We start from the raw sequence: 16,730 nt of genomic DNA, 5'->3' as shown, positions 1-16,730 counted from the left end.
CCGCCGACGATTTCCAGCGTATTGGCCAGCGCCTCCGGCTGCTCGAAGATTTCCTTCTGCATGTAGTGGCGAAATTCACCCAGTTCGACCGCCGCCGCCGAAAGCTCGGAGACATGCACCGGGCGTTCCACCTGCGTACCGTCGAGACGGGCGATACGCACGCTGTGCGCCGTCAGTTCGGCGATGTCGCCGTTTTCCAGATAGACCATGTTGCGCGTCACCTGCAACAAGGCGGAAGCGTCGGATGCCGCATAATTGCCGCCTTCTCCCAGACCGAGCAACAAGGGCGAGCCTTCGCGGGCGACCACGATACGCCCGGGCTGGCGATGATCGATTACGGCGATGGCATAGGCCCCGACCAGTTGCTGACACACCTTGCGCACGGCGTCAAAGAGATCGGGATCGGTTTTCAGCGTGTCATCGATCAGATGGGCAATGCTTTCGGTATCGGTTTCCGAGGTGAAGACATAGCCTTTCGCCGTCAGCTGCGCGCGCAGGCTTTCGTAATTTTCGATGATGCCGTTATGCACCACGGCAATGCTGCCCGAGACGTGCGGATGCGCATTGTGTTCGGCCGGCGCGCCATGCGTGGCCCAGCGGGTATGGGCGATGCCGGTTTGCGCCGCGCAGCCGCGCGCCGCCGTCTGCAACTGCGCCACCCGACCGACGGCGCGCACGCGTTCGATCCTGCCTTCGCCCAACAGAGCAAGCCCGGCCGAGTCATAGCCACGGTATTCCAGACGGTTCAGCCCTTCGATCAGAACAGAAACGATGTTGCTGCCGGCTGCCGCGGCGACGATGCCACACATAGGGACTCCTGCGCGTAAAAAGGCGTCATTCTAGCCCAGCACCGCCGGAGGCAGCGGTACAATCCGCCGGTTTTCCTCCCGGAGCCCGTCATGTCCCTCACTTCACTTTCCCCCGGCGTACAGGCCGCCGTTCTGGCCGAAGCCCTGCCCTACATCCAGCGTTTCCACGGCAAGACCATCGTCGTCAAATATGGCGGCAATGCCATGACCGATGAACACCTGAAACGCTGCTTTGCGCGCGATGTGGTGCTCCTCAAACTGGTCGGCTTCAACATCGTGGTGGTGCATGGCGGCGGCCCGCAGATCGAAAATCTGCTCGGGCGCGTCGGCAAAAAAGGCGAATTCATCCAGGGCATGCGCGTCACCGATGCCGAAACCATGGAAGTGGTGGAAATGGTGCTCGGCGGCCAGGTCAACAAAGACGTGGTGAACCTCATCAACCAGGCGGGCGGCAAGGCCGTCGGCCTGACCGGCAAGGACGGGCGCTTCATCCGCGCCAAAAAACTGCTCTTGGAAAACAAGGACAATCCGGGCGATTTGATCGACGTCGGCCAGGTCGGCGACATCACCAAGATCGACCCCTCGCTGATCGCACTGCTCGAGACCGGGGCCTTCATTCCGGTCATCGCGCCGATTGGCGTCGGCCCGGAAGGCGAAACCTACAACATCAACGCCGACGTGGTGGCGGGTAAAATCGCCGAGGTGCTGCGCGCCGAAAAACTCGTACTGCTCACCAACACGCCCGGCGTGCTGGATAAAAACGGCCAACTCATCACCGGCATCACGCCCAGCCAGATCGATGCCATGGTCGCCGACGGCACCCTCTCCGGCGGCATGTTGCCAAAGATCGGTTCGGCGCTCGATGCCGCGCGCAACGGCGTCAATGGCGTGCACATCATCGATGGCCGGGTGGAACACGCGCTCTTGCTCGAAATTCTCACCGACCACGGCGTCGGCACCATGATCAAGGCCGATTAAGCCCTGCCATGTACGGCGAGCGCGTCTGGTTGTTCGATTTGGACAACACCTTGCATGACGCCTCGCCGCACATTTTCCCGCGCATCAACCACGCCATGCGCGACTACATCGCGCAGCATCTGGCGCTCGATACGGCCAGCGCCGACCGCCTGCGACAAGACTACTGGCAGCGTTACGGCGCAACCTTGCTCGGACTGACCCGGCACCACGCCATCGACCCGGCGCATTTTTTACGCGAAACCCACCGTTTTCCCGATCTCGAACGCCTGATCGCCTTTGAAAAGCCGGTGCGCCAAACCCTGAAACGCCTGCCCGGACGCAAGCTGTTATTTACCAATGCGCCGCTCGCCTACGCCCAGGCCGTACTGAATCTCACCGGGCTGGAGGTGCATTTTTCAGCCATTTACAGTGTCGAGCATCTCGATTTTCAGCCCAAACCCATGCTGGCCGCCTATCGCCGCCTGCTGCGCGCCGAACGCCTCTCGCCCCGGCGCTGCATCATGGTGGAAGACAGCCTCGCCAACCTCGTCACCGCCAAGGCGCTCGGCATGAAAACAGTATGGGTGAGCGCCAGCTTACGCGATTCGCCCAGCGCCGACATCAAGATCCGTTCGGTACGCGAATTGCCGCGCCACCTCGCCCGGCTATAATCGGCCCACAATAAATCTGAGGGGCAATAGCAATGGCAACGAAACCGGGCGAGCGCCGCCTGCAAATTCTGCACACCCTGGCTGAAATGCTGGAAACCCCGAAAGGGGAAAAAATCACCACCGCCGCCCTCGCCGCCCGCCTGGACTGCTCGGAAGCCGCACTCTACCGCCATTTCGCCAGCAAAGCGCAGATGTTCGAGGGGCTGATCGAATTCATCGAACACAGCCTCTTTGGCGTCATCAACCAGATCACCGGGCAGGAAGAAAAAGGCTTTCGCCAGCTCGAACTGATCCTCGGCCTGCTCCTGAGCTTCGCCCAGAAAAACCGCGGCATGACGCGAGTGCTGATCGGCGACGCCTTGGTCAATGAAAACGAGCGCCTGCAAGCGCGCATCAACGCGCTGCTCGACAAGATCGAAGCCTCGCTCAAGCAAGCGCTGCGCATCGCTGCCACACAGGAAAATTTCCGCCCCGACGCCGATTTCAGCGCGCTCGCCAACCTGCTGCGCTGCTACGCCGTCGGCCGTTGGGAACAATACGCCCGCTCCGCTTTCACCCGTGAACCCGCCGCCCAATGGCCGCAGCAATGGCCGATGCTGTACTACGCCTGCTTATCCCAGATGGGACAAACTGCCTGAGCGCTCGGCGCTCACACCCGCCCGAGCAGCACTTCGGCGACGAAACGGCTGCCAAAATAGGCCAGAATGAGCAGTGAAAAACCACTCAAGGTCAGGCGCAGCGCCCGTTTGCCGCGCCATCCCCAAAGGTGGCGACCACAGAGCAGTACGGCAAAAATCAGCCAGGAAGCAATGGCGAAAAAGGTCTTATGATCCAGCGCGAGCGGCTTGCCAAAAATCTGCTCAGAAAAGAAAAGCCCGCTGCCCACGGCCAGGGTCAGCAAGACAAACCCCAGGCTGAGCATACGAAACAACAAACCTTCCATGGTCATCAGGGAGGGCAGGCTGCCCAGACTGCGCCGAACGACCCGGCGATGCAGCATTTTCTCGGTAAAGCCCATGAAAATCGCGTGCAAGGCGGCCAAGGTCAGGAGGCTATACGCGAGCATGGCGGCGAGGAAATGAAACTGAAAACCAGTGGCCTCGGCATGTGCCACCAGATGCCCCTGGCGAAACAGCAGCGGCAATGCCGCACACACTGCAGCCAGCGGCAAAACCATGGGCTGCATGCCTTCCATGCGGGCCATGAAACTTTCCAGCCAGTAAATCAGCACCGCCAGCCACATCATGAGCGAGAGCGCCAAGGCAAAGGAAAAATACATGCCGCCGCTGCCCATGAGACTGCCCAGCACCGCGTACGCATGGACGGCCAAGGCAGCGCCAATGGCGATGCGCTCCCACAGGTGCATGGGGCAGGCGACGCACTGATCGGGCTGTTCGCGCCAGCGCGTCCGCCAGAAATGAAAGCCCAGCGCCGCGTAAAGGAAAGCGGCGAGGCTGTGGGGGAAAAGCTGAATTACAATGTCGACCATCCCGCAATTCTACTCGAAGCCCACCTGACATGCTCGACAACCTGACCACACGCCTTGCGCGTGTCATGAAAACCCTCAAGGGCGAAGCTCGCCTGACGGAATCCAACATTGCCGATGCCCTGCGCGAAGTGCGCATGGCGCTGCTCGAGGCCGATGTCGCCCTGCCCGTCGTCAAAGACTTCATCGCTGCCGTCAAGGAAAAAGCGGTCGGCCAAGAGGTCATCGGCTCGCTCAACCCAGGGCAGGCGCTGATCGGTGTCGTGCATGGCGAGCTCACCCGGCTGATGGGCGAGGCGCACGAGGGCATCAACTTCAACACCCAGCCGCCCGCCATCGTGCTCATGGCCGGCCTGCAGGGGGCCGGCAAAACCACCACGGTCGGCAAACTGGGCAAGTTTCTGCGCGAAACCCACAAAAAGAAGGTGCTGGTTGTCTCTTGCGACATCTATCGCCCGGCGGCAATCGAGCAGTTGCAATCGGTGGCGGCCCAGGCCGAGGTGGATTTCTTTCCCTCGCATGTCGGCGAAAAGCCGGAAGCCATTGCCGCCGCAGCTATCGATTGGGCCAAGCGCCATTACCACGATGTTCTACTCATCGACACCGCCGGGCGCCTCGCCATAGACGAGGCGATGATGGACGAAATCAAGCGCCTGCATGCGGCCGTGCGTCCCATCGAAACCCTGTTCGTGGTAGACGCCATGCTCGGCCAGGATGCCGTCAATACGGCGCGTTCTTTCAACGAAGCCCTGCCGCTGACCGGCATCGTGCTCACCAAACTGGATGGCGACGCACGCGGCGGCGCGGCGCTGTCGGTGCGTCACATCACCGGCAAACCGATCAAGTTCGCCGGGGTGGGCGAAAAGCTCTCCGGCCTCGAAGCCTTCCACCCGGAACGCATGGCCTCGCGCGTGCTCGGCATGGGCGACGTGCTGTCGCTGATCGAAGAGGCCAAGAAAGGCATCGACGAAGAAAAGGCGCTGGAGTTCGCCAAAAAACTAAAATCCGGCAAAGGCTTCGACCTCAACGATTTCAAGGCACAAATCGGCCAGATGCGCGCCATGGGCGGCCTGACTTCGCTGATGGACAAGCTCCCCGCGCAGTTCGCACAAGCCGCCGGGCAACTGCCGGCCGGCGCGGAAAACAAGATGATCTGCCGCGTCGAAGGCATCATCAACTCGATGACCCCGGCTGAACGCGCCAAGCCGGAACTGATCAAAGCCAGCCGCAAACGCCGCATCGCCACTGGGGCCGGCGTGCCGGTGCAGGAAGTGAACCGCCTGCTCAATCAGTTCGAGCAGACGCAGAAAATGATGAAACAGTTTTCCAAGGGCGGCATCGGCAAACTCATGCGCGGCATGAAGGGCATGCTGCCGGGCGGCATGGGGGGCTTGGGTGGTTTCGGGCGTTAAATGTCTCAGCAGAGGGCGGTTAAAACAACCTGATGTTTTTATGGTGTAAAAGCCAGCGAAAAAACAAACGCACCCAAGGTCGCTGTTTTTTATTTCTCACCGCTCTGTTATAACCCAGAGGACACCTGTCGAAACATCGCCTCGCTCAGCACACGCGCACTTTGCATACCGCGCAATTCACGCAAGCCACTGCCATGCGCCAGAACGCTCCGCCCACCGTCATAGCACCATTGCCTACGAGCACTGAAACGCCGGTCGAGGTCAGCGCGGAAACGCACGTTCAGGAGTTTTCCACACAGAGCCGCTTACTTGAAATCCAGGCCGCCCTGCTGGCGCACGAGCGCGAGCAGGTGGCGCTGGCGGCCTTTGCCACCGAACTGGCGAAACAATTCGGCTGTACTCGAGCGCTGCTTGGCTTCTTGCGCCACACACAAATCGAATTGACAGCACTCTCCCACGGCAGCGGCGATAACTTGGTGGGCGAAGCATTTGACGACGTGGCGGCCGCCATGGATGAAGCCGTCGCACAAGCTTGCAGCATCTATCTCCCTTGCGAGCCCACGGCTCGACCGCTCATCCGCCTAGGACATCAGCGCTGGCAACAACGTCTGGGCGGTGCCGTACTGAGCGTTCCGGTCGTGCGGGCGGGCGAAATCGTGGGAGCCATCGGCTGCGAATGGCTGACCACTCGCGACGACCTGGGGCAGATCGCTGCGCAGATCGAGAAGGTGCTGTCTTTTTGCGGCCCTATTTTGTATCTCCTGCATGAACGCGAACGCCCCTGGCAGCAACGGATGCAGCACGCGCTACGGCGCACCTGGTCACGTGTGCGCCACGGACAGAACCGGCGCCTACAATTCGCCCTGGGAGCATGTGCACTCGCCTTGGCCGCGCTGTGCATCGTACCGATGCCCTACGACGTAGCGGGTCGCGCCCGCGTCGAAGGTGCGCAACAGCGGGCGCTCGCTGCGCCAGCCGATGGCTACTTGAAAAGTGTGTACGTCCGCCCTGGCGATAGCGTGCGCGCCGGGCAGCTGCTGCTGGAAATGGCCGATCAGGAATTGCGCTTGGAACAACAACGCTGGGCAAGCGAACTGGCCCAGCAAGAAAGCGCCTACGCCATTGCCATGGCGCGTGCCGACCGCCCCCAGATGGTCATTGCTCAGGCGCGCGCCGACCAAGCGCGCGCGCAACTGGCGCGCACCCAGACACAACTACAGCGCGCAAGCGTTTTGGCACCGTTTGATGGCATCGTGATCCAGGGCGACTTGAGCCAGTTGGTCGGCTCCCCCATAGAGCGCGGCAAACCTTTACTCGTCATAGCGCCCGACGCCAGCTACCGCATCATGATCGACATCGATGAGCGCGATGTGGCGGCCGTCACCCTGGGCCAACAAGGTGCTTTGTCACTGGCGGCTCAACCCTGGCAGCGCCTGCCGCTTGAAGTAACACGCATTACCCCTGTGGCACGCGCCAGCGACGGTCACAATGTCTTTGAAATTGAAGCGACCGTACCCCCCGGTCAGAACACTTTACGCCCCGGACTGGAGGGCGTGGCACGCCTGTCCGTCGGCCGCCAACCTCTAGCATGGACCTGGACGCACCGCCTGGTGGACTGGCTGCGTCTGCAGGCCTGGACATTGTGGGGCTGACGCCATGAACACGCTCTCCGAAAGCGCTCCTGAGCCCCTGTTCAGCCCTCGCTGGCACCGCGTCTGCACCTTGCGCCCCCGTTTGCGTACGCATGTCAATTTTCGCCGTCAGATACAGCGCGGTGTCGATTGGTTTGTTTTGATCGACACCAGCACACAAGAAGTGCGCCGCATCAACCCCAGTGCGTATGCATTTGTGGGGCGCTGCGATGGGCGCGCCACAGTCGGACAAATCTGGGATGCCCTGTTGCAGACCGCGCCCGACGAGATCCTGACACAGGACGAGGTGGTGCACCTGCTGACTTCGTTGCACGAACGTCAATTACTGGAATTCGACAGTACGCCCGACCTCGAAGCCCTCTTTCAGCACCGCGATCTGGTACGCAAACGCCTGCGTCGACACAGGGTCAATCCCTTGGCGTTTCGTTTGCCACTAGCCAATCCATCACGTTGGCTCACACCGCTCGCCCCACTGGCAGTCTGGCTTTTTTCAGGTTGGGGGCTACTGTTGTGGGGAATCGTCGTCGGCATCGCACTCCTCGCTGCTGCGCCGCACAGCAGTGAGTTGGCGCACGAAGCAGCACGCTTGACGCGCTCGCCACAGGCGCTGACGATAGGTTGGCTTCTCTACCCGTTCATCAAACTGGTGCATGAACTGGCCCATGGCCTGGCCCTATTGCGCTGGCACGCCGTGTCACGTCAGGCCGGGATCACCGTACTGATGCTTACGCCAGTACCGTTTATCGATGCCTCAGCCGCAGACGCCATCCGCCAACCGCATCGCCGCGCCATCATCAGCGCCGCCGGCATCATGGCCGAACTATTCATTGCCGCGCTGGCACTGGGCCTGTGGCTGCTGCTCCAACCCGGTCTGATGCGCGACCTGGCACTCACCGCCGTGCTTATCGGGACGCTATCCACCCTCTTGGTCAACGGCAACCCGCTGTTACGCTTTGACGGTTATTTCGTTTTCTGCGACCTGCTCGATCTACGCAATCTGGCCACGCGCAGCGCCCGCTGGTGGCAAGGCCGGTTGCGCCGTTGGCTGCTGGCCGACCGCCAGACGCCGCCGATGGAAAGTTTGCCCGGCGAAAAGCCCTGGCTTGTTTTCTACGCGCCACTCTCGGCAGTTTATCGCCTGGCACTGTGCACGTTGGTCGCACTGTGGATCGGCAATTTCTCCAGCCTGCTGGGCCTGGTGGCAGGCGGTTTCATGCTCAGCGCCACCCTGGGCAAGCCTCTGTGGTTGGGCATGAAGGCACTGCACGCCCGGCCAGGTGCCACGCCCTGGCTGCGCGTGGGTGCCCTGCTCACCGCACTGATTCTGGTGCTGTGCTGGCCCCTGCCGTACCGCTCTCTAGCGCAAGGCGTGGTTTCCCCCCCTGAGAACGCCTTGATCCGCGCCGGCACCGACGGCTTCGTGACCCAGTGGCTACAGATCGATGGCCAGGCCGTGCCGGCCAACACGGCCGTGGCCCTACTGGAAGACGACGAATTGATGCCGCGCCGCGCCGCCCTCGTGGCCGACATAGCGGAATACGACGTGCTACTGTTTTCAGCCCTGACCAACGCCCCGGACGAAGCCGCCGCCCTGCGTGAAAAACTGGCCTTCAGCCAGATCGAGATCGCCCGCCTTGACGAGCGCCTGGCCGCCCTCACCGCGCGCACGCAGTCCGCCGGCACCCTGGTAGTGGCCCGGCAGATCGACCAGCAAGGCAGTTGGCGCCGCCGCGGCGAGCTGCTGGGCTACCTGCTCAACGACGAACCGCTAACCCTGCGCGTGGCCCTGCCCCATGCCGACGCCGCCCTGCTGCAAGGCAGCGCACCCGAAGTGCAGGTGCGCCTGGCCAGCAACGCCGGGCAAACCCATGCCGGACGCATCGTGCGCGACCTGAGCGGTGCCGTTTCCCAGCTGCCCAGCGCCGCCCTGAGCGAACAACACGGCGGCCCGCTGGCCACCCGCGCCGAAGACACCGACGCCCTGACCGCCCAAGCCCCCGTAGTGCTGTTGGACGTGGCCGTACCCGACCTGAGCGCGCGGCATATCGGCGAACGCGGCTATGTGCGCATCGACCACGGCCACAAATCTTTGGCCGCGCGCGCCCTGCGTCAGCTACGCCAGCTGCTGCTGAGCCACTTCAACCCCTCGGTCTAACGCCATGTCAGCTGCCGCCCTTGCCCGCACGCCCAAGGCCCACCAGACCCCCATGCCTGGTCTGTTGTGGGGCTCCTACCCCGAGCGCGCCGAGAACCACGACGCACGCGCACCGCACCGTCCCACGCGCGCGCGCCAGCCGATCGCCACCCGCGTGGCCCGCGTGCACCACCAGCTGACGCAGTTGGCCATGCTTGATGACACGGCGCTGGACGATCACCGCCACGCCCTGCAGCCGCGCTGGGCCATGGACGCCAGCCACCCACGTCATGTGGAGCAGGCCGTCACCCTGACCGCCGAAATCGCCCGGCGCACCCTGGGCAAAACCGCCTACGACGGCCAGTTAGCCGCTGCCCTGCAACTGCTGGACGAGCGTCTGGTGGAAATGGCCACCGGAGAGGGCAAGTCTTTGGCTACCGCCATTGCCGCCGCCGCCGCTGCACTATCAGGCATGCCGGTGCATGTGATCACCGCCAACGACTACCTGGTGCAGCGCGATGCCGAAGTATTTCACCCGTTGTTCAAGCGGTTGGGGCTACAGGTCGCTGCCGTGACCACACGCCACCAACCCGAAGAGCGCCGTTACGCCTATGCCAGCCATGTGGTCTATGTAACCGCCAAGGAATTGGTGTTCGACTACCTGCGCGACCGCACCATGCACCAGACCGGTGCCCCAGCCCTGCGCCGATGCGTAACAGCGCTGGGCGCGCCGGCTGCCTCCGGCCCGTTGCTGCGCGGTCTGTGCATGGCCATCATCGACGAGGCCGACAGCGTGCTCATCGACGAGGCGCTGATGCCCCTGATCCTCTCGCGCGAGAACAATGATGCCGCCGGACGTGCCTACCGTTGGCAGGCCTGGACCCTATCGAGCAAGCTGACCGAAGGAGCAGACTTCATCTGCCACCCGGCGATGCGCCAGGCCACGCTGACCAACGCCGGGCGCGAGCGCATCGCCACCATAACCGAGTCCATGCCTCCGCTGTGGCGCAGCACACGCCACCGCGAGCACGCCATCTGCACCGCTCTGGCCGCGCGCCACCTCTACCAGCGCGACCGCGACTACATCGTGCAATACAGCACGGACGAATACGGTCGCCCGGTCGACCGCATCGTCATCGTAGACGCCGTCAGCGGCCGCCTGTCTGAAGGGCGACGCTGGTCGCAGGGCCTGCACGCCATGGTGGCCCTCAAGGAAGGCTGCAAACCCGAACCTGAGCTGGAAACCATTGCCCAGATCACCTACCAGCGCTTCTTTCGCCGCTACCACCGCCTGGGTGGCCTGAGCGGCACACTAAGTGAGTCGCGCGCCGAGCTACGCACCTTGTACGGCCTGCAGATCGTCGCCGTGGCACCGCGCCTGCCGCCGCGCCGCCAGATCGGTGCCACGCGCGCCTTTGCCAGCGCTGACGAGCGCTGGGCTGCCGTGGCGCGGCGCTGCACCGCGCTCACCGCTCAGGGCCGCCCGGTGCTGGTGGGTACCGATTCGGTGGCAGAATCGCAAGACCTGTCCGCCGTGCTGACCGCCGCCAACCTGGCGCACACCGTGCTCAACGCCCACCACGACGCCGACGAGGCCGCCATCGTCGCCCGCGCCGGCGAACCTGGCCGCATCACCGTCGCCACCAACATGGCCGGGCGCGGCACCGACATCGAAGTCAACAGCGCCGTCTGCGCCGCTGGCGGCTTGCATGTACTGAGTTGCCAGCTCAACCCCTCACGCCGCATAGACCGGCAACTGCTGGGGCGTGCCGCACGCCAGGGGCAGAACGGCAGTGCCGAAACCTGGATCGCCCTGGACAGTCAGCGTCTGGCCCATGATGCCTGGGGGCGGTTGAGCGCACGCCTCATGACGATCGCCTGTACCACAGGCACGCTACATCACACCAAGGATTGGCGGCATTACTGGCTGCAGCTATGCTTACACGCGGTGCAACACTACGACGAATATCGCCACGCCCGTGCCCGCACCACCCATTTCTGGCAAGATTGCGCCGCCGAGCGCAAATTGTCATTTTCTCAAGCCACTTGAATGGCCGTTTCATGACCCTGCTCCCTTTTCATTCCCGATATGCATTGTTATGGTCACTGACCACGGCCCTCGGTGCCTTCCTAAACGCTCCTGTGCAGGCACAAACGACCACGCGACCTGCGACGATCTCTACACCAAACACCAGCAGCGTCAGCAAACCCGGCACCCTGCTCGCTTGCGTGATTCTGCCCATCAAGACAGCCGATATCGGCACGCAAGTCGCTGGCGTAGTCGCTCAAATCGAGGTCGAACGCGGTGACCGCGTCAGCAAAGGACAGGTGCTGGCGCGCATGCAGGCCGAGGTTGAGCAGGCCAACAGCGCCGCTGCCCTCACCCGTGCAGCCAGTGAAGCCGAATGGCGCGCCGCACAGGCCGGCGAATTGCTGGCCTTGCAAAAACTGCGACGGCAACGCACGTTGGCGGCAAAAAACTTCGTTTCTGGCCAGGCGGTGGAACTTGCCGAATCGGAATATCGCGTGGCACTCGAACGCGTTTCCATCGCCCGCGACCAACGCGCGGTGTCAGCGCGCGAAGCGGGCAGCGCCGCTGCGCAACTTTCGCTGCGCGTACTGCGCGCGCCCTTTGACGGTATCGTAACCGAACGCCACGCCAACCCGGGCGAACGCTTTGAAGAAAAACCGCTGTTTCGTGTCGCCGACATCAGTCGCCTGCGTGTCGATGTCGTTGCCTCTAGCGCGCTGTTTGGCCGTATCAAGCCAGGACAGTTATTCACCGTCCACCCTGAGCTCCCGGATACCGCCCCACGCACCGCTAAGGTCGTGCAAATTGATCAGGTACTGGACCCCGCCAGCAACACCTTCCGCTTGCGCCTGGAGATGAACAATCACGACGCCAGCCTGCCCGCCGGCCTGCGCTGCCGCGCTGAACCTGAAACACCACTCCCCGGTCTCTGAACACCTGCGGCCCCTCGCCATGCCCCGCCACGCCTCCTTCCTACTGCGCAACCGCCCCTTGCTGGAGGATTTCGAGCCGCGCATCCTGTACGCGGCCGACCACCCGGCGGTGTTGGCAGGCGCACTGGTTGTGGGTGCTGCATCGGGCGACACCTACGCCACCAGCGCCGCACATACGGCCACGCTGCCCACAGCAGCGCCGGCCAGCAAGGCACAGGAGCTGGTCTTCATCGACAGCCGTGTGGAAGACCACGCCACGCTAGCCGCCGATCTGCAACGCCAGATGGCCCAGGGCCGGCGCCTGGAGGTGGTGTGGATTGGCGAGGGCGACGACGCCATCAGCGTCATCAGCCAGACCCTGGCGCGGCATGAGGGCGTGAGCGCCATCCACCTGTTCTCGCACGGCGCCAGCGGCCAGGTGCAGCTGGGCGCGCAGGCGCTGGATCTGGATCAGCTGTTGCTGCGCGCCGACGAAGTCGCCGCCTGGGGCGAGCACCTGGCGCCGGGCGCCGACCTGCTGATCTACGGCTGCGAGGTGGCCGCGGGCTCTGAGGGCGAGCAGCTCATCCAGTCCCTGGCCCAGCTCACCGGCGTGGACGTGGCCGCCTCCGTGGATCGCACGGGCGACGTGGCGCAGGGGGGAAACTGGCAGTTTGAGGAACGGACCGGCACCATTGAGAGCGCGCTTTTGCTGAGTGATGACGCACAGCAGCAGTGGCACGGTGTGCTGGCCACCTATACCGTCTCCAACACCAACGACTCGGGCGCTGGTTCGCTGCGCGAGGCAATCATCAACGCCAACGCAGCTACTGGCCCGCACAACATCAACTTCAACATCCCCGGCACCGGCATCCACACCATCACCCTGAGCTCGGTGCTGCCCAACATCACCAAACAGGTGATCATCGACGCCACCACCGACGACAGCTTTGCCGCCAATGGCAGCCGGCCGGCCATCGTGATCGATGGCAGCAACCTCGGCATCAACAACGTGCTGAACCTCGCGTCAGGCAGCGGCGGCTCCACCATCCGCGGCTTGCTGATCACGAACTTTGGCAAGACCGGCACGGGTACCGGCATCGACATCGCCAGCGGCTCGAACGGCAACACCATCGCTGGCAACTACATCGGCTCGCTCGACACCAATGGCAACCTGACGGCGGGCCCCACTGGCTATGCGGTATCGATCGCCTCTGCCAACAATGTGATCGGTGGCAGCACGGCGGCAGACCGCAACGTGTTCACAACCAACATGGGATCGAGCATCACCGGCGCTAGCGCCACCGGCAACGCCATCAAGGGCAACTACTTCGGCACCGACGCCACGGGCACCGTGATCTACACCACCGGCAGCATCGTCAACGTTCGCATACAAACCGGTGCAACCAACAACATCATTGGCGGCCCGGCGCCTGGAGAAGGCAACGTCTTCGCCAACACCACCGTCAACGTGACCAGCACTGCGGTATCGATAGACGGCACAAGTACCGGCAATACCGTGCAGGGCAACCGCATAGGTGTTTCGGCAACGGGCTCGCAGTTGCAGGTCGATCTCGGCATCGGCAGCGCCGCCAACGGCACCCGCATCCTCGACAACTGGATTGGGAATGCCGTCCGTGGCATTGACGTGCGTAGCGTCAGCAGCGGCGTAGTCATCCAGGGCAACCGCATCGGCACCGACCTCGCGGGTACGGCCAACTGGGGCACATCGGGCTCCGGCATCCTGCTTGGCAACGGAGGCGCCGCCAGCAATGTCGTGGTCGGGGGCAGCTCGGCGGGCCAAGGCAACATCGTTGCTTACAGCAACCAGGGCGGCGGGGGGAACCTCTATGCCGGCGTCTTCGTCGCCACGGGCGGTTCCGGCAACAGCATCCTCGGCAATAGCATCTACGGCACCAACGCTGGCACCGGCGCACAGGGCATCCTCCTGAAGAACGCCGGTGTGCCGCAAATACCCGTGCTGACGCTGGCTCAGACCGACGGCAGCGGCAACTTCACCATCGCAGGCACCTACAGCGGCACCGCCAACAGCTATTACCGCATCGAACTATTTGCCAACACCGTCAACGGCCCCAGCGGCTTCGGCGAGGGGCAGACCTACCTGGGCTTTATCAACGTCACGACCAATGGGGCGGGCACTGCCAGCTTCTCCACCACGCTGTCCGCCTCCGTCGCGGCCGGTGCCTTCATCTCGGCCACCGCCACCAAGAGCAACGCGAGCTTCAACACCTTCACCGACACCTCGCAGTTCGCCAAGAGCATCGTCGCCATCTCCACCGTGCAAAACATCCTGGTGGTGGACACCGCCCTGGACACGCTCGACGGCAACACCACGAGCCTGGCAACCCTGCTGGCCAGCAAGGGAGCCGACGGAAAGATCTCGCTGCGCGAGGCGATTACCGCCATCAACAATAGCCCGGCCACGGCCCAGCCCACGCAAATTTCCTTCAATATCGCCGGCACGGGCATACACACCATCAGCCTGGCTTCCCTGCTGCCGGCGATCACCAAGCCGGTGATCATTGATGCGACGACGGATGACAGCTTTGCCGCCAATGGCAACCAGCCCGCCATCGTGCTCAATGGTGGCGGCGCGGTGCAAGACGGCCTGCGGCTGTATGCGGGCTCTGGCGGCAGCACGATTCGGGGCCTGGTGATCCAGAATTTCACCGGCAACGGCATCGACATTGCTTCGAGCAGTGGCAATACGATTGCCGGCAACTGGATCGGCCTCACTGCGGGTGGCTCGGCGGCAGCGGGAAATTCCGTTGGCGTAAACGTGTCGAGCGGCTCCACCAACAACGTTATCGGCGGCACCTCCACTGCCGATCGCAACGTGATTTCCGGCAACAAGGCGGCCGGCGTGGACATCCTAGACGGGTGCCCCGGCAATAGTGTGCTTGGCAACTACATCGGTACCAATGTGGCCGGCACGTCCGCCGTTGCCAACCTGACGTACGGCATCAGCGTTGCATCCTCGAACAACACCATTGGTGGCACGGTGGCAGGCAGCCGCAACGTCATCTCCGGCAATACCCAAGCCGGTGTCCTGCTTAAAGGCACAGATGCCAACGGCAACACGGTTGCCGGCAACTACATTGGCTTGAATGCCGCAGGTACGGCAGCTGTCAGCGGTGGCAGCACCGGCATCACCATCGGCGGCGGCGCCTCGGGCAACACCATAGGCGGCAGCACCACGGCGGCGCGCAACGTCATCTCTGGCAACAACGACTTCGGTATCTACGTTTCTTCCAGCACCACGGCCAACAATACCGTGCAAGGCAACTACATCGGCACCAATGCCGCTGGCACGGCGGCGATTTCCAACGGCAGTTTCGGTATCGCCTTGGACTACAACCCCACCAATACCACCATCGTCGGCAACCTGATTTCGGGTAATACCAAAGCAACCGGCAGCTCATTGCATCGCGGCGGCATTTATCTGTCCGCCAACGGTGCCACCGTGCAGGGCAACACCATAGGGCTGGACGCCAATGGCAACGTGCTGACCAACGGCGGTGGCAGCAACCTGAGCGGCGGCATCGTCGTGACTGGCGACGCTTCGACCAAGGTACTGATAGGCGGAACCGGGCCGGGCCAAGGCAACACCATCGCCGGCAACATCGGCAACGGCATCACCGTGACCAGCATCGGTGTTACGCAAATGCTGAGCAACAGCATCCACGGCAACAGCAAACTCGGCATCGACCTGAACAACGATGGCGTGACGCCCAACGACCCCGGCGACGCCGACACCGGCCCCAACAACCTGCAAAACCTCCCGGCGCTGACCGAGGCGGTGACCAACGCCAGCAACCAGCTCACCGTCAAGGGCACGCTCAACAGCGAGGCCGGCAGCTACTACCGCATCGAGTTTTTTTCCAGCCCGACCGGCAACGCCTCGGGTTACGGCGAAGGCAAGACCTACCTGGGCTTCGTCAACGTGGCGACGGACGCCAGCGGCAACGCCAGCTTCACGCAAACGCTGGCCGCTGCGGTTCCTGCGGGTTACGTGATATCAGCCACAGCCACCAAGTCGGATGCCGGTTACGCCACGTTCAGCGACACGTCGGAGTTTTCCGCCTTTATCGCCGCCAAGGAAGTCAATAAGGCCCCTTCCGGCAGCAACAACACGGTCACGACGCTGGAAGACCAGGCCTACACCTTTAGCGCTGCGGACTTCGGCTTCAACGACGCCGGCAACAACCCGGCCAACAGCCTGCTGGCTGTGAAAGTCACCACCCTGCCCGGTGCCGGCAGCCTGACCTTGAACGGTGTGGCGGTCACCGCCGGGCAGTTTGTCTCGGTCACCGATATCAACACGGGCAAGCTCAAGTTCACGCCAGCGGCCGACGCCAATGGCGCGGGCTACGCCAGCTTCACCTTCCAGGTGCAGGACGATGGCGGCACGACCATGGGCGGCGTGGATCTGGATCCCACACCCAAGACCATGACGGTGAATGTCACCCCGGTGCAGGATGCCTTTGACGACAGCGCCAGCACCACCGCCGGCCAGAGCGTGATCATCAACGTGCTCGCCAACGATGCCTTCGAGGGCTCGGGCGTGACCATCACCGGCACCACCCAGGGCGCCAAGGGCTCGGTCACCATCAACGGCAACGGCACGCTGACCTATACCGCACAG

At 63.3% G+C, this 16,730-nt stretch carries 10 protein-coding genes and 1 pseudogene; 9 read left to right on the top strand and 2 right to left on the bottom strand.

What is annotated here, in order from left to right; translation table 11 throughout:
• Positions 1 to 809, bottom strand: a pseudogene (locus ACM62Q_RS11105) (glutamine--fructose-6-phosphate aminotransferase); the annotation flags it as partial.
• A gap of 90 nt (positions 810 to 899) precedes the next feature.
• Here ACM62Q_RS11105 and argB point away from each other — a divergent pair.
• The 3 genes from argB to slmA are packed head-to-tail and all read left to right on the top strand — an operon-like array spanning position 900 to position 3,075.
• Positions 900 to 1,787, top strand: coding sequence for an acetylglutamate kinase (gene argB, locus ACM62Q_RS11100; protein WP_415036541.1), 888 nt, complete (start codon positions 900 to 902; stop codon positions 1,785 to 1,787).
• An 8-nt stretch (positions 1,788 to 1,795) separates the two neighbouring features.
• Positions 1,796 to 2,437 carry a pyrimidine 5'-nucleotidase gene (locus ACM62Q_RS11095; protein ID WP_415036539.1) on the top strand — a complete coding sequence of 214 codons (642 nt, stop codon included), beginning with the start codon at positions 1,796 to 1,798 and terminating at the stop codon, positions 2,435 to 2,437.
• Positions 2,438 to 2,469: 32 nt separating this feature from the next.
• Positions 2,470 to 3,075, top strand: coding sequence for a nucleoid occlusion factor SlmA (gene slmA / locus ACM62Q_RS11090; RefSeq protein ID WP_415036537.1), 606 nt, complete (start codon positions 2,470 to 2,472; stop codon positions 3,073 to 3,075).
• 11 nt (positions 3,076 to 3,086) lie between these two features.
• Here the strand turns inward: slmA and ACM62Q_RS11085 are convergent, their stop codons facing one another.
• The gene (locus ACM62Q_RS11085; protein WP_415036535.1) at positions 3,087 to 3,926 is read right to left on the bottom strand and encodes an inner membrane protein YpjD; all 840 of its coding nucleotides are present in this window, start codon (positions 3,924 to 3,926) and stop codon (positions 3,087 to 3,089) included.
• Positions 3,927 to 3,955: 29 nt separating this feature from the next.
• On the opposite strand from ACM62Q_RS11085, the gene ffh reads away from it, so the two are divergent.
• From ffh to ACM62Q_RS11055, 6 genes are all read left to right on the top strand, one after another.
• Entirely contained in the window at positions 3,956 to 5,335 is a 1,380-nt protein-coding gene (gene ffh, locus ACM62Q_RS11080; protein WP_415036533.1) for a signal recognition particle protein, read from the top strand.
• A gap of 230 nt (positions 5,336 to 5,565) precedes the next feature.
• Positions 5,566 to 6,987, top strand: coding sequence for an efflux RND transporter periplasmic adaptor subunit (locus ACM62Q_RS11075; RefSeq protein WP_415036531.1), 1,422 nt, complete (start codon positions 5,566 to 5,568; stop codon positions 6,985 to 6,987).
• A gap of 4 nt (positions 6,988 to 6,991) precedes the next feature.
• Positions 6,992 to 9,142, top strand: coding sequence for a PqqD family peptide modification chaperone (locus tag ACM62Q_RS11070; protein WP_415036529.1), 2,151 nt, complete (start codon positions 6,992 to 6,994; stop codon positions 9,140 to 9,142).
• A 4-nt stretch (positions 9,143 to 9,146) separates the two neighbouring features.
• Positions 9,147 to 11,171: a DEAD/DEAH box helicase gene (locus tag ACM62Q_RS11065; RefSeq protein WP_415036527.1), complete on the top strand. Its 2,025-nt coding sequence runs from the start codon at positions 9,147 to 9,149 to the stop codon at positions 11,169 to 11,171.
• An 11-nt stretch (positions 11,172 to 11,182) separates the two neighbouring features.
• Positions 11,183 to 12,085, top strand: a complete 903-nt coding sequence (locus tag ACM62Q_RS11060) for an efflux RND transporter periplasmic adaptor subunit (protein ID WP_415036525.1) — start codon at positions 11,183 to 11,185, stop codon at positions 12,083 to 12,085.
• A gap of 58 nt (positions 12,086 to 12,143) precedes the next feature.
• A partial coding sequence (locus ACM62Q_RS11055) for a DUF4347 domain-containing protein (RefSeq protein ID WP_415036523.1) occupies positions 12,144 to 16,730 on the top strand: 4,587 nt, incomplete at its 3' end.

Source organism: Azonexus sp. (assembly GCF_047638095.1).
In the GTDB taxonomy this organism is placed as follows: Bacteria; Pseudomonadota; Gammaproteobacteria; order Burkholderiales; family Rhodocyclaceae; genus Azonexus.
Note: the sequence above shows the minus strand (reverse complement) of the source record. Positions and strands in the feature narration are given on the sequence as shown.

What these genes read in the sequence shown, in the direction of transcription:
- argB (WP_415036541.1), top strand. Translation starts at nt 900, where the DNA reads ATGTCCCTCACTTCACTTTCCCCCGGCGTACAGGCCGCCGTTCTGGCC.
- ACM62Q_RS11095 (WP_415036539.1), top strand. Translation starts at nt 1,796, where the DNA reads ATGTACGGCGAGCGCGTCTGGTTGTTCGATTTGGACAACACCTTGCAT.
- slmA (WP_415036537.1), top strand. Translation starts at nt 2,470, where the DNA reads ATGGCAACGAAACCGGGCGAGCGCCGCCTGCAAATTCTGCACACCCTG.
- ACM62Q_RS11085 (WP_415036535.1), bottom strand. Translation starts at nt 3,926, where the DNA reads ATGGTCGACATTGTAATTCAGCTTTTCCCCCACAGCCTCGCCGCTTTC.
- ffh (WP_415036533.1), top strand. Translation starts at nt 3,956, where the DNA reads ATGCTCGACAACCTGACCACACGCCTTGCGCGTGTCATGAAAACCCTC.
- ACM62Q_RS11070 (WP_415036529.1), top strand. Translation starts at nt 6,992, where the DNA reads ATGAACACGCTCTCCGAAAGCGCTCCTGAGCCCCTGTTCAGCCCTCGC.
- ACM62Q_RS11065 (WP_415036527.1), top strand. Translation starts at nt 9,147, where the DNA reads ATGTCAGCTGCCGCCCTTGCCCGCACGCCCAAGGCCCACCAGACCCCC.
- ACM62Q_RS11060 (WP_415036525.1), top strand. Translation starts at nt 11,183, where the DNA reads ATGACCCTGCTCCCTTTTCATTCCCGATATGCATTGTTATGGTCACTG.